Origin of the sequence: Kaistella sp. (genome assembly GCF_049588135.1) — a bacterium.
Taxonomy (GTDB): Bacteria; Bacteroidota; Bacteroidia; order Flavobacteriales; family Weeksellaceae; genus Kaistella.
On sequence record NZ_JBAVFG010000168.1, the window covers coordinates 1 to 13,276 of the forward strand.

At 34.5% G+C, this 13,276-nt stretch carries 13 protein-coding genes; 5 read left to right on the forward strand and 8 right to left on the reverse strand.

Annotation, left to right across the window (positions count from 1 at the left end):
• Positions 1-175: 175 nt before the first annotated feature.
• Positions 176-688, forward strand: a complete 513-nt coding sequence (locus WBY99_RS09330) for a shikimate kinase (RefSeq protein WP_423976071.1) — start codon at positions 176-178, stop codon at positions 686-688.
• Between the two features lie 14 nt (positions 689-702).
• Here the strand turns inward: WBY99_RS09330 and WBY99_RS09335 are convergent, their stop codons facing one another.
• A complete protein-coding gene (locus tag WBY99_RS09335) occupies positions 703-1,140 on the reverse strand; it encodes an RNA-binding S4 domain-containing protein (protein ID WP_423976059.1) in 438 nt (145 codons plus the stop codon).
• A gap of 59 nt (positions 1,141-1,199) precedes the next feature.
• On the opposite strand from WBY99_RS09335, the gene WBY99_RS09340 reads away from it, so the two are divergent.
• On the forward strand, positions 1,200-1,907 hold the full coding sequence (locus tag WBY99_RS09340; protein WP_423976060.1) for a hypothetical protein: 708 nt from the start codon (positions 1,200-1,202) through the stop codon (positions 1,905-1,907).
• A 68-nt stretch (positions 1,908-1,975) separates the two neighbouring features.
• Here the strand turns inward: WBY99_RS09340 and recO are convergent, their stop codons facing one another.
• The 4 genes from recO to WBY99_RS09360 are packed head-to-tail and all read right to left on the reverse strand — an operon-like array spanning position 1,976 to position 6,644.
• Positions 1,976-2,665 carry a DNA repair protein RecO gene (gene recO, locus WBY99_RS09345; RefSeq protein WP_423976061.1) on the reverse strand — a complete coding sequence of 230 codons (690 nt, stop codon included), beginning with the start codon at positions 2,663-2,665 and terminating at the stop codon, positions 1,976-1,978.
• On the reverse strand, positions 2,665-4,926 hold the full coding sequence (locus tag WBY99_RS09350) for a T9SS type A sorting domain-containing protein (protein WP_423976062.1): 2,262 nt from the start codon (positions 4,924-4,926) through the stop codon (positions 2,665-2,667). Before WBY99_RS09350 ends, recO begins: the two co-directional genes overlap by 1 nt.
• A 4-nt stretch (positions 4,927-4,930) precedes the next feature.
• Complete coding sequence (locus tag WBY99_RS09355; RefSeq protein ID WP_423976063.1) at positions 4,931-5,881, reverse strand: bifunctional metallophosphatase/5'-nucleotidase; 951 nt, start codon at positions 5,879-5,881, stop codon at positions 4,931-4,933.
• A complete protein-coding gene (locus WBY99_RS09360) occupies positions 5,874-6,644 on the reverse strand; it encodes a 5'-nucleotidase C-terminal domain-containing protein (protein WP_423976064.1) in 771 nt (256 codons plus the stop codon). Before WBY99_RS09360 ends, WBY99_RS09355 begins: the two co-directional genes overlap by 8 nt.
• Before the next feature lie 111 nt (positions 6,645-6,755).
• On the opposite strand from WBY99_RS09360, the gene dapA reads away from it, so the two are divergent.
• Positions 6,756-7,625 carry a 4-hydroxy-tetrahydrodipicolinate synthase gene (gene dapA, locus WBY99_RS09365; protein WP_423976065.1) on the forward strand — a complete coding sequence of 290 codons (870 nt, stop codon included), beginning with the start codon at positions 6,756-6,758 and terminating at the stop codon, positions 7,623-7,625.
• A gap of 419 nt (positions 7,626-8,044) precedes the next feature.
• Here the strand turns inward: dapA and mgtE are convergent, their stop codons facing one another.
• Together mgtE and WBY99_RS09375 are read right to left on the reverse strand one after the other, a co-directional pair.
• The gene (gene mgtE, locus WBY99_RS09370; RefSeq protein ID WP_423976066.1) at positions 8,045-9,364 is read right to left on the reverse strand and encodes a magnesium transporter; all 1,320 of its coding nucleotides are present in this window, start codon (positions 9,362-9,364) and stop codon (positions 8,045-8,047) included.
• Between the two features lie 181 nt (positions 9,365-9,545).
• A complete protein-coding gene (locus WBY99_RS09375; protein WP_423976067.1) occupies positions 9,546-9,881 on the reverse strand; it encodes a hypothetical protein in 336 nt (111 codons plus the stop codon).
• 39 nt (positions 9,882-9,920) lie between these two features.
• On the opposite strand from WBY99_RS09375, the gene WBY99_RS09380 reads away from it, so the two are divergent.
• Positions 9,921-10,109 (forward strand): DUF5522 domain-containing protein, encoded by a 189-nt coding sequence (locus tag WBY99_RS09380; RefSeq protein WP_423976068.1) that lies wholly within the window; start codon positions 9,921-9,923, stop codon positions 10,107-10,109.
• A gap of 71 nt (positions 10,110-10,180) precedes the next feature.
• Positions 10,181-10,714 (forward strand): DUF4136 domain-containing protein, encoded by a 534-nt coding sequence (locus tag WBY99_RS09385; RefSeq protein ID WP_423976069.1) that lies wholly within the window; start codon positions 10,181-10,183, stop codon positions 10,712-10,714.
• Between the two features lie 258 nt (positions 10,715-10,972).
• Here the strand turns inward: WBY99_RS09385 and pafA are convergent, their stop codons facing one another.
• Complete coding sequence (gene pafA / locus WBY99_RS09390) at positions 10,973-12,613, reverse strand: alkaline phosphatase PafA (protein WP_423976070.1); 1,641 nt, start codon at positions 12,611-12,613, stop codon at positions 10,973-10,975.
• Positions 12,614-13,276: the final 663 nt, after the last annotated feature.

A 13,276-nucleotide genomic window follows, 5' to 3' on the forward strand; every position in this document is an offset into this window, starting at 1 on the left:
GGCTGGGATTCGAACCCAGGACCCATACATTAAAAGTGTATTGCTCTACCAGCTGAGCTACCGAGTCGGTCACCTTTTAAATCTGAACAGTTATATTCTCGTTTTAAAGTGGTGCAAAGATACTTCTTTTTTTAAAATCTCAAAATTTTTTTGGAACTTTGTGCAAAATAAAAATATGATCATTTCACTCATCGGATATATGGGAAGCGGCAAATCTCACATTTCCAAAGTTTTGAGTCAAAAACTCACACTAAAATCAATTGACTTAGACCAAGAAATTTTTTTGAAAAACGACATGATGATTCCCGAAATATTCGAAAAAAGAGGTGAAATCTACTTTAGAAAACAAGAAAGACTTCTTTTAGAGGAGATTTTTAACACCAAAAAAGATGGTATTTTAAGTTTAGGTGGCGGCACTCCCGCCTATTATAACAATATTGAGCTCATTACCCAAAAAAGTGAAAGCATCTATTTACGAAGTTCAGTAAGAACATTAACGGAACGACTGCTGAAACAAAAGCAGAAACGCCCGCTCATTGCAAAAATTGCTGATGAAGATTTACCCGAATTTATTGCCAAACATCTTTTTGAAAGACAAGTTTTTTACAACCAAGCGAAATATACGGTAATCACCGATTCTAAAACTCCTGAAGAAATTGCAGACGAAATCATTGTATTGATGAGATAAAATAGATGCCCTGATTAATCTTCTTTAGAATCATCAACGTCGCTGAAGAATAGATCCCAGTCGCTATTTACCATCTCGGAGTTGCTATCTCCTCCTACAAAATCATCGAGTTCCCGCCGGTCTTTTTTGGTTGGTCTGCCTTCTCCTTTGTTGCGGTAATGTTCCTGATTTAATTGTCTTAATTTCAGAATTTCATATTGTTCTTTTTCTGTTCGATCGATGATATAAAGAGGAACTAATTTAGCACTCATTCTACTTTTGGGAATCTGTATGATCTTAATTTGGTAATCGATTTGATTTTTTCTAATTTTAATTAAATCACCTTCTTTCACCTCTCGGGAAGACTTTACGGTCTGGCCTGCGAGCGAAATTCTGTTCTTTTTAATTTCATCTGCCGCAATGCTTCTGGTCTTATAAAAGCGAACACACCATAAAAACTTATCTATTCTCATATTTTATTTATACTTTTGCTGGATTATAAAATTTTAGCAATTTAATGATAATATTAAATATGAAGAAAACATTTTTGTTCCTTGCCTTGGCTTCAATTACAATTATTTCTTGTAGAAAGGATCATGAGGAAATCGTGCCGGAAGTAAGTATAGAAACCCAAAACAGTTATGATGACGAGTCCGCTCAAAAATTTTTGGAGACTCACGCCTTTGATGCGAAAGGGAACCTAAAAGAATATGTAGCAACTGATTCTACACAAGTAAAACTTGCAAGTTTAAATCCGATCACCCTTCCTTCTGGTGTTATTTATTTGGTGAGACCGAATGCTCAACCTATACCTGGAACAGAGATTGGCAGTACAGATATTTTACATTTAATGAGTAACACCATGACTTATGTTGCAACAAATACTAATGATAATGTTGCTTTCACCTCTCCTTACACTTTCAGAAACAACATTGCAGGTTTAGGTGTTCCAGAGATAGACCCTGCTTACTACTATGTAAAACAATCTGTATTAGATAATGCTACTACGGAATTGGCTAAACAAAGAAGTTTCTACGAAATTGAAGGGTTTCAAGAAGGATTGAAGCATTTTAAAGCATTTAATATCCCCGACGAAGATAATTATAATCTTCAAGGGATAATCATTGTTCCTTCCCGCGCAGCTTTTGCTCGTGATGCTCATTTTAACTATATTAATATTTCTTTTAAAGACAGAAGTTTTGTATTTAACTTTCAGGTTTATAAAACAACGCCACGTTAGAAAGTGCATTTATTAAAAAATTAAAGTTCCTTATTACGAGGAACTTTTTTTGATTAAAATCTTATGACCTATTCGAAAATCTGGCGAACCACCGCCAACGACTTTGGCGTATAAAAACCAGTGATGTGAATTCGGCAATAAACCATCAGCGCATCTAGAAAAGAGGTTCTTTCGTCTCGTGTCAGTCGTATTTCATAAGTATTGGAGGTGCTTAAAAATCGCTTCCACAACGCAGAAATAGATTCATTAAAAATTGGATGAGAAATAGCATCTTCAAAAAGACCACTTTCTGGATTTAGAAATTTCTGATTACCATAAAGCGGTACCAAACCTGAGATGGAAAGATACTTAAAAATAAAAACCAAATAAGCGTCGTAATTCTGGGCGCTAATTTCTTTTCTTACCTTTTCTATTTCGTTAAAAAGCAGTGGGTTCTTTGCTTCTTCCCGTAAAACCTGATGTAAAAAATCGGCAGTAAAAAATAAAATCGAATTCATAGCAACCTCATCAAAATCATAATGATCTGAAGCTGATTCTATTTTAGAAATACATGATATTCTATTTTCTGCAACAACTTTCGAAATAGTTATATTTAACAAATTCAGCGGAAAAAGATAAGGTTTCATTTTGTTTTTTGCAGAATAAATTCCTTTTGCAAAAAAACTCTGAAACCCATTTTCAATAGAGAAACAATGCAATATTGCATCATGATCACCATACTTTAAATAAGAAAGAAGAAAACAGTTTTGAGTTTGCATTAATTCACCACAGCAATTTTGGCGGTTGCGGTATCTGTTCCGTCTTCATTGGTCATTAAGACGAAATAAATTCCAGATGCCACCCGCACACCACGATGATTAGCAAGATTCCACTCATACGATCCACCGCGTACTACAGCTTGATGAACTAAATTCCCTGCTGCATCAGTAATTCTAATGTTTGTTTTAGCAGCTAAACCACGAATTCGGACATTGCCTTTATACTGCGCGTAAACGACAGGATTTGGATATACTAAAACATCACCGAAATTCTCGGTAACTTCTAAGACATCACCTTGGTAAACCACCACTCCATCTAAAGTTACAAAATATACTTTTCCTGTTTTACTATCAACTTTAATATCGGTTACACTATTCGTTGGAAGAGGTGAATTAGATTTGGTAAATTGCTTTAAAGTTTGTTCTCCATTTGAGCTTAAATAAAAGACTCCACCATCATCAATAGAAATCCATTTTTGATTCCCAGAATCTACTTCGATTTGCAAAACAGGACTATCTCGAAAGAGCTCTTCGCCTACTCCATTTTCTTCAATAATGATGGGCTCTACGCTAGGATTATTTTGAATATTTGACACCGCAGAATGAAGAACCCGTAGTCCACTGTCGGTTCCAATCCACAAATCACCTGAACGATCCTTCGCTACAGCGATGATTCCTTCTGAGTTTGATGGAAAACCTGCTGATTTTTGTACAAGATAAATCTCATCATCCAAGAGACTTGATGTGTTTTTATAATTTATTGCAGCCAAAATAACGTCTCTAGGTAAAGGTACCCAAATGTAACCATCAGAAATTACAGGTTTCTGCACCCCAGTCCCTATCTTAAGACTTCTATAGGAAAATGAATCCGAAGATTTGTCATAAGACATTATTCCAGAGTTTCCGTTATTATTTTCAATATCCAAATAGGCAACAGTACCAAAAAGATTATTTTTTTCATCGTATGCAAGACCTAAAGGTCTGCCATGGTGATAATCTTTTCCTGTAGTATAAACTTTCTTTAAATCAAAATCTTTTCGGGAAGCATCAAATTTCATTCTATAAACACCTTGACTACTCGTTGGAATATAATTTGTAAAAAAAACCTCTGTCATATCTGAAGGATTAGCGACCACATCCATCACATTAAAGCCCAATGAGCTGTTAACAAAAAAACTCGGATATATCCACTCTGAACCTGTGAAGTAATAAAAGCCCAGATTGTTAGCATTTGGAGATCCATCATTATATCTACCCGTCCTGCTCCCTGTTGACACATAAATTTGATCACCCAACAAGGAGATTTTGTATGAAGTATTATTATAGGGTCCACTGGGCTTAAAATTTTCTCCTGCTTCATTGAGCATTCCAGATAACTTAGATCCTGCATAAATTTTTGAAAAGGAGAAAAATCCCGTATTCAACTGCTCATTTGTTGAATATGATTTTATTAAATTACCGGTAATTCCAAAAACTGAAACTGCATTTAAATCTGCAACAATAATATTTTGTGGAGTTACAACTAGATCCTGAATATTCGAAAAACTTTGTCGCAATGTCGAAAATGTGTTTCCATCACCATATTTCACGGTACTGGAATTAGCATAAGCTAAAATACTTCCGCTTGCAATTTGGGTAAAACTTCCGGCAGAAACCATATTCCAGGTATTATAAATAGGAAAATTAACATTCATTTCATGCGATTTTAACCCTGTCGCAGTAACTACATAAACTGTATTTTCTTTAATGGTGGCTTCTTTTGCAGCTTCATAAGTTCCAGCATTAGTAAAAAAAGAAGAATCTCCAAACTCTTTTTTATCTAATCTAAAAACAGAAACACCATAACCCACTGAGATTACGGCTAAGTTTCCTGTAATAGAAATATGATTGATTTTTTTATCACCACTATATCCTGTTGCAATCGGAATATCTACCACATACGTAATTCCTTCTGGTGTAATCACATCCAAAGAACCATTTTTATAACCTACCAATCCGATTTTGGTTTCGGGATTATAATCGAAAGCAGAAATTTTCACTTCATGCAATCCGTTGGCTTTTGATAATTTGGTTATTTCTCCAGTCGCCGGCGTGTAGGAAAAGATTCCATTTTCTGTTGCAGCAATGAGTTTCCCATTGTCTTCCCGAATGGATAATACATTATTATAAGAAAATAAATCGGACCATTTAGGCGAAGAAATCTTTTGCGAAAATAAATTTAGCGAGAGAAAACAGAGTAAAAGTGGGAGTATTTTTTTCATAAGATTACACTAAGATGCTGTCATCTATAACTTGATTGTTCCATGAAATATTTTTCACATTTTTATTTTTATCGAAATAAAAGGTGATTTTACCTAAAAGCAATCCTGCCCAACCGACTTGATTGACCAAAACATTCTTCCCACTTCTATTCAAAAATGATTGGGGTTCTGGCAAAAAAGTATGGGTATGACCACCTAAAATCAAATCAATTCCATCGGTTTTTGCAGCTAAAATTTTATCCGAAACTTTCATCGGGTCATCACTGTAATCATAACCAATATGCGAAAGACAAATTACCATATCACATTTCTTTTCCTTTCTTAAAAAATCAGCGTAGTGTTGTGCAATTTCAATTGGATCCAAATATTCGGTTTCGCCATAATCTTTCTTACCCACCAAACCTGCTAATTGAATCCCCACCCCGAAGATTCCTACTTTAATTCCATTTTTATTAAAGATTTTATACTTTTCAGTTTCACCATCAAGAATGGTATTTTTAAAATCATAATTAGAACAAAGAAAAGGAAATTTCGCATTGGGTTTCACTTTTTTAAAACCTGCTAAACCATTATCGAAATCATGATTTCCCATCGTAGAAGCATCATAACCCATCATCGACATTAATTTGAATTCCAGTTCGCCACCGAAGAAATTAAAATAAGGTGTTCCTTGAAAAGTATCTCCAGAATCCAGCAAAAGAACATTGCTTTCTTGGCTTCTGATTTTTTGGATCAACGCAGCCCGTCGAGCAAAACCACCTTGGTTAGGGTTTCTCGTATAACTGGAATCAAAAGGTTCAATTCTGCTGTGTTGATCGTTGGTATGAAGAATCGTCAATTGATTTGCTGAGTCCAGATTTAAAGCTGCGAAATTCTCTGCCATCAAAAGATTGGGCGCTAAAGTCATCGCCAATGTTCCACCACCTAAGGTTTGTAGAAACTGTTTCCTATTCATCGGTTTTGTTTTTTTTGTTTTTAAAATTGAGGCGCATATCACTCGGAACTTTAATTTCTGGATTGGCAATGAATTTTTCCAAAAACAAATCCCGCAATTTTATTCCAGTAGGAATCATTTCGCCTTTCTTAAAATAATCCATATTATCACCACCCAACGCTAAATAATCAGAAGTTGCAATATAATAGGTTTGCGTTGGTTCCACTTCTTTTCCGTTCACCAATTCTTTCACATTCATTCCATTGTCGGTTTCAATATACAAATGAGAAACTGGATTATTCTTCAATGTTTTCAGATAATAATCGAAAAGTCCTTGCAAATCGCTTCCTTTCATTTTAACGATAATCACTTCATTTTCAAATGGCATCACTTCATAAATCTGTTTGGTCAAAATATCACCAGCTCCAATTGTAGTTCGAATTCCACCGATATTAATTACAGCGGCATCAACTCCATTGCCAATTCCATTTTTTTTCGCCCACTCATCAGCACCTTCAAAAGTATAATCTGCCAAGAGATTTCCTAAAGTACTATTGTCTCCTTGTTTTGTTAAATCTATAGAAGTATGGGAAATTACCTTATTCATTTTCCCTTCCAGTTCCATTTTATAAGGTTCTATTGTCTTTCTAAAAACTGCATCTTCTGGCAAATCTTGTGATATAGAAATATTTTTCTCGGTCTGTACATTGGCAACATTCAGCGACGTTTTACACGACATTATCGCTAAAAGCGCCAAACCCGAAATCAGATATTTTGTCTTCATGTTTATAAAATCTATTGTTGCAAATATAAAGATATGAATATAAACTTATCCTCTTTTTTAATAAATTCTTGTATTAATTTTCGTAATTTTGAAACATTAATTTTATAAAAAATGAGCAATTTAAAAGGTCTTGGTGTGGCTTTGGTTACGCCTTTTAATGAAGATTTATCTGTAGATTTTGATTCTTTAACCAAGTTGGTTGAGTTCAACATCAATAACGGAACTAATTATTTAGTGGTTTTAGGAACTACTGCCGAAGCAGCAACGCTTTCTAACGAAGAAAAAAAAGCGGTCATTCAGCATATTATAAAGATTAATAATCAACGTCTTCCGTTAGTTTTAGGAATTGGCGGAAATGATACGATGGAAGTAAAAAGACAAATTGAAGAAGCTGATTTATCAGATTTCGATGCCATTCTTTCTGTATCTCCTTATTATAACAGGCCTAATCAAGAAGGATTGTACCAACATTACAAAGTATTGGCAGGAACAGGCAAACAAATTATCATTTACAATGTTCCGTCGAGAACGGGTCAAAACTTAGAAGCCGCTACCACTTTAAGATTAGCAAAAGATTTCCCGAATTTATTTTTAATCAAAGAAGCTGCGCCGAATATTCTTCAATATTTCGATATTTTACGTCAAAAACCCGATCATTTTAATTTGGTTTCTGGTGATGACGAATATACACTTCCTGTAACTTTAGCCGGTGGGAATGGAGTAATTTCAGTGATTGGACAAGCTTATCCGAAAGAATTTTCAACAATGGTGCAATTGGCATTTGATGGAAAAGTGAAAGAAGCCTACGAAATTCATAACAAATTAGTAGAAATTACACGATTGATTTTTGCTGAAGGAAATCCAGCAGGAATCAAAACGGTTTTAGCAGAAATGGGAATTTTGAAAAATTACGTAAGACTACCTTTAGTAGTTGCTAGCCAAGGATTACAAGATAAAATTAAAGCAGAAATGAGTTCATAAAAGCTGGGGACTAAATCTCAAACCATATTTTTTTCAACATTAAGACTTAATGAAGGAATTAACCAGATCTAAAGACCGATTTGACCCGTCCTTGAAATAGCCATACAGATTCTGCAGATTATCGAAATTTTTTGCGTAGTTCCCAAGTTTTACTCTTGATCCCAGAATGGCAAAAATATAATTGCACGATTTTCGGATATCATAAAAGGACTCTTTTTCGGAAGAGTCCTTTTTCACGAATCTTAAAGATAACTCTTTCAGACAATCACCCACTTTCATCAAATGTATTCCGAATCAGGAAAATGCCTTACCATCAAATAAGGATGTTTTTATTAGGAACTTTCAAATCCCAATTTCTGTAAAACTTCATTCATGAAAGTATAAGATTCTATAATCATATAAGGACTTTTCCAAAAAGGCTAGAGAAGTTTACCTGCAAGGAACATTCCGGCGACCGTAAAGTAAATAATCAAACCTGTAACATCTACTAAAGTTGCTACGAAAGGTGCTGAAGAAGTGGCAGGATCTAATTTAAATTTTTTCAAAATAAATGGAATCATTGAGCCTGAGAGTGTTCCCCACAATATTATTAATAAGAGTGAAACCGCAATACTGCAAGCAATATAAATCCAATGTTCGCCATAATCATAAAAACCCGTTTCTTGCCAGATCATAATTCTAATAAAGCCTATAATCCCAAGAATTCCTCCTAGAAAAACTCCGGATACAATTTCTTTGCGCATAACATACCACCAGTCTTTCAGACCGATTTCCTGTAGCGCCATGGCACGAATTATCAATGTTGCTGCCTGAGAGCCAGAGTTCCCACCACTAGAAATAATCAATGGGACAAATAAGGCAAGCACCACTGCTTTTTCAATTTCATGTTCAAAAAATCCCATGGCCGATGCCGTTAACATTTCGGAAAAGAAAAGAATCACCAACCAGGTTCCTCTCTTCTTGATCATCTCCGTCCATGAAGTTTGGGTATAGGGCATATCGAGCGCATCGACACCCCCGAATCTCTGAATATCTTCTGTATTTTGTGCTTCAATCTGATCCAAAATATCATCGATAGTTACGATACCGACCAAAACTCCACTTTCGGTCACAATCGGTAAGGCAGATCGGTCATACTTTTCAAAATAGGTAACCGCATTTTCTTTCGTAGTCGTAGTCGTAATTGCAACAAAGTGATTGTCAGTAATTTCAGATATCAAAGTATCTTCTTCTGCCAATAATAGGGAACCAATCGCAATATCGTCGACCAACCGGTTACGTTCATCAACCACATAAAGATGATTCATGGTTTCTACCTTCTTACCTACTTTTTTTATTTGCTGAAAACATCGTTTAACCGTCCATTCTTTACGGATCTGAATATAATATGGCGTCATCAAACGCGCAATAGAATCAACGTGATAACCCAAAAGCTTCAGTGCAATTCTTCTTTCCTGAGGATTAAGATGATTGATGGAATACCTGATTAATTCATCAGGAAAATCCTCTAAAAGTGCGGTTCTGTCATCCGGACTCATGGCGTTCAGAATCTCAGAAACCTCCTCGCTGCCGATACCACGAATGGTTTCTTCCTGGAAATTCGGATCTAAATGTGAGAATACGTCTGCTTTGTATTCCTTAGGCACTTTTAGAAATGCCAAAAGACGCTCATCAGCGCGAAGTTGGCTGAGCGTTTCTGCAATATCCTGAGGATTAAAAATAAGATCCTGAGTTTCCAAAGAGGCTATTTATTTAAGATGTGCAAAAGTAATGAAAATAAAAAAGATAGAGAATTAAAAAAATGTAATTTTGAGAATTAATGGGGTAATTTCATACTATAAAAATTCAATTCAAAAAAAAAATTAAATGACCAAAATCAGCAAAAGAAACGTAAAATTCTTTTTATTAGGATTAGAAACTTTAAATTCCTAATGTACACTTCCAAAAGCTCCAAAACTTTCTTTTCTCCAAATAATTCAAATCATTTTCCATGGCATAAGCTTCCATTTCAAACGAAATAGATTGGTAGGCGAGATGGTGATTTTTCAGTTTGAAAAACCAGTAATAATATTCGATCACATACCATAAATAAAAGAAAATAATCAAAAGTTCCAACTGCTGACGAAGGTGAATTTTCTCGTGATTGATGAGGATTTTATTTTGTCGCAATTCCTGTTTTCTCAAAATGATCAACGGAAAAAGCGTGATTGCCGAAATTTTTGTATTTTTGAGAAGTCTTTGGCACACGATTATCATGAAACAAAGATATCAAATTCAGCAATTCTGATTTAACTTATGAATTTAAATCCCATCAAAGAACACGAAGACTTTTATTATAATGAACAAGGTTACAAAGTTTTTACCGAAGTATTCCACCTAAAGCGCGGCTATTGCTGCAAAAGTGGTTGCAAACATTGTCCGTACGGTTATGATAAAAAGACGGATACTTTTAAGAAGATTGTTAGACAGGAGACGAAGAGATGATAGACGAATAGAAAAAAGAGTAAAGACGAAGAATTTATTTTATAAAATATAATTAACAAAATATACTGGTCATGAGTAAAAAATATATCATTCTTTTATTGGCTTCGGTCACATTGGGATTGACTTCTTGCAGTCCTTTTCAGATTAAATCTGATTATGCGGCTACTGCAAATTTCAACGGATATAAAACGTATAAATTGCGAATCGATGATTTGAAAATGAATGACATCGACAAAGATCGGGTGCTGAACGAGGTTTCAAAACAATTACAAACTAAAGGCTTGAGCGTTTCTGATAACCCAGATTTAATCGTAAATGTAAAAGCGAATTATAAGAGAATCCAAGATATTCAAAGTTCGAGACCTTACGGAATGTATGGCTGGGGCGGATCTTTCGGTTGGGGTGTTGGGATGAACAGAATGTGGACATCCAATTATAATCAGGGTGCTTTAATTTTAGATTTAATTGATGCAAGAACTCAAAAATTAGTTTGGCAAGGAGTCGGAAGTGGAATTTCGATTGATTCCCCAAAATCTAAACAAAAACAAATTCCAGAAATTATTGCAGAAATTATGGCGAATTATCCGCCACAAAAAGGAAAGTAATTTTAAAAAAAAATAATGGAGACCGCAGAAATGTGGTCTTTTTTTGGTTAAACCCAAATGCTGGTCTTTTTAACACATGAGTTTTCTAGGAAAACACAAAGTCCACGAAAGCTTTATATGATTTAGTTTTGAAGGAATTCTTAATGGTGAAATGTATTGTTTTTTGAACAGTATCCAAATTGAAAATCAAAAATATTTCAACAAAAAAACCGCTCGAAAGCAGTTTTTTTGTTGATTGTGAATTTGAAAAATTAAGACCTATTTTCCAATGACTTCTACAATTGGGTTCCCGATATTTCCACTTGGGAATTGGATGTGCAATAATGCAGAAACCGTCGGTGCAATATCGGTCATGTTATAATCCTTATTGCTTTCGCCGTTTTTAATTCCCCAACCCATAAAAATCAACGGAATATGCGAATCATAAGAATTCCATGAACCGTGAGTCGTTCCCAATTTAGAATAACTTGGCAACCAAGAATCATGGTAAATTACTTGAATATCACCACTTCTCTGCCAGTTATAGCCATTTATAGTTCTTGTTTTAATCGGTTCTGGAACGGATGAAGATGCTACTTTTTTCATATCAACCGCAAATAAAACAGATTTGTCTTTGTTCAAAATATCAATTAAATACTGTTTTACTGTTTCCGAATCTAACTTATTGTCATTCATTAATTGATCATCCAAATAAACTTGATTGTTCGTTATTTTGGTAATTAATTTGTCAACATTAAATTTAGCCTTTAGCATTTGATTAAATTCTTTATTGTCTTCACCATAAAAACCTGTTGGCATTTTATGTTTTTCCATAAAACCTTCGGAATGTGCGCCACCATGATCCGCAGAAAGGAAAACCGTGTATTGATCTTTACCAACCGTTTGATCTAAATATTTAAAGAATTCTGCCAAGTCACGGTCTAATCTTAAATAAACATCTTCCACTTCAATAGAATTCGGTCCAAATTTATGTCCGGCATAATCGGTAGAAGCTAGATTGACCGCTAAGAAATCAGTGATCGCATCAGCTCCTAATTGCTCTCCTGTGATGGCAGCTTCGGCCATTTTCAATGTTAAAGTATTCCCGAAAGGCGTAGAACGGATGTTGTCTTTTTTTTCTTGATAATCTTTTGCTAAATTATTGTAAGGGAAAGTTGGCGTTTTCGCACTTCCCAAAAGTCCTTCCCAAGGCGAATTATCTGGCGAACTTTCGGTGTATTCAGCAATTGGAAGCAAAGTATTCCAACCGTTTTTCACCAACTGATCTCCAATTTTTTGATTATTAAAATCGTTCACCCATTTCGGCAATTCATTCATATAGTAAGAACTCGTTACAAAATTTCCAGTGGTATCATCAAACCAATATGCTCCGGTCGGATTATGACCTGCCGGCAAAATCGAAGCGCGATCTTTCAAAGAAACCCCTACCACTTTAGCTTTAAAGTTGGTTGCTAACAAAAGTTCATCTGTAATCGTGGTTGACCATAAATTTCTTGGGGAATGACTGCCGACTTTAGCATCGGTTGTCCCAACTGGCTTTACCGAATCATCTCCCGTACAGTACACATTTTTCCCGGTTGTTTTATCAAACCAATCGTTCCCGGCAATCCCGTGAATCGCAGGAACAGAACCGGTATAAATCGTGGTATGACCAATTGCAGTGTAAGTTGGTATATAATTAATATGAACATTATTTAAAGAATATCCTTGATTTAAAAGCCGTTTGAAACCATCGTTCCCGAATTTTTCATAATAACGATACAAATAATCCCAACGCATTTGATCGACAACTAAACCGACCATGAGTTTTGGTCTTTCAAGTTGGGTTGGTTTATTTTTTTGGGCAGAAAATCCTGTGGAACCAATAACAAGTGCAATAAGCGTCAGTTTTTTAAACATTTTTTTTAGATTAAAAGTTAGTTCAAATTTAAGGGAAAATTTTTGGAGACTCAAAGGATTAAGAATGTCTTTTTTAAATATAATGACATCGAAGAAAATGACAAATCATGAAACACTTCTCCTTTTTTGAAATTCTTTCATTTAAACATCTCTTAACACACTTGCCATACAATGAATAATTAATAAACAAAACAATTTTTAAATATTAATTTAATAGATATATCTTAAAATAATCCAATTATTCATTTCAATTATCTAACTTTGTTTGTTGGTTTTTTAAAAATTTCGCTTTTAAACAATCATTAATTTAAAATCGTACTATTTGAAATATATTTAATTTTTTTTAAAACACTTAGCATGACGAATCGTATTGAATTACTCAGCGGCATTTTTCAATCTGCCTACTTTCATTCTTCTGAAAAAAAATTTATTCAAAAAAAATCCCGATTTAGGTAAAGTTTGATTTCAAAAACAACCGCTCAAATTGAAATTACATCTTATATTTTTTAAAATCTAAACTAAAAACACAATGAACTACTCTATTAATTTAAAAAGTATTTACGCCTGCATTCTATTTGTGGGTATTTTAAATTCGGCAAATTTCAACGCTCAAACAAGCGTACCCAACGAAAAACTCCATCAATTATTTGACAACTATTATAC

Coding starts and splice junctions, on each gene's coding strand:
- WBY99_RS09330 (WP_423976071.1), top strand. CDS start 176: ATGATCATTTCACTCATCGGATATATGGGAAGCGGCAAATCTCACATT.
- WBY99_RS09335 (WP_423976059.1), bottom strand. CDS start 1,140: ATGAGAATAGATAAGTTTTTATGGTGTGTTCGCTTTTATAAGACCAGA.
- WBY99_RS09340 (WP_423976060.1), top strand. CDS start 1,200: ATGAAGAAAACATTTTTGTTCCTTGCCTTGGCTTCAATTACAATTATT.
- recO (WP_423976061.1), bottom strand. CDS start 2,665: ATGCAAACTCAAAACTGTTTTCTTCTTTCTTATTTAAAGTATGGTGAT.
- WBY99_RS09350 (WP_423976062.1), bottom strand. CDS start 4,926: ATGAAAAAAATACTCCCACTTTTACTCTGTTTTCTCTCGCTAAATTTA.
- WBY99_RS09355 (WP_423976063.1), bottom strand. CDS start 5,881: ATGAATAGGAAACAGTTTCTACAAACCTTAGGTGGTGGAACATTGGCG.
- WBY99_RS09360 (WP_423976064.1), bottom strand. CDS start 6,644: ATGAAGACAAAATATCTGATTTCGGGTTTGGCGCTTTTAGCGATAATG.
- dapA (WP_423976065.1), top strand. CDS start 6,756: ATGAGCAATTTAAAAGGTCTTGGTGTGGCTTTGGTTACGCCTTTTAAT.
- WBY99_RS09375 (WP_423976067.1), bottom strand. CDS start 9,881: ATGATAATCGTGTGCCAAAGACTTCTCAAAAATACAAAAATTTCGGCA.
- WBY99_RS09380 (WP_423976068.1), top strand. CDS start 9,921: ATGAATTTAAATCCCATCAAAGAACACGAAGACTTTTATTATAATGAA.
- WBY99_RS09385 (WP_423976069.1), top strand. CDS start 10,181: ATGAGTAAAAAATATATCATTCTTTTATTGGCTTCGGTCACATTGGGA.
- pafA (WP_423976070.1), bottom strand. CDS start 12,613: ATGTTTAAAAAACTGACGCTTATTGCACTTGTTATTGGTTCCACAGGA.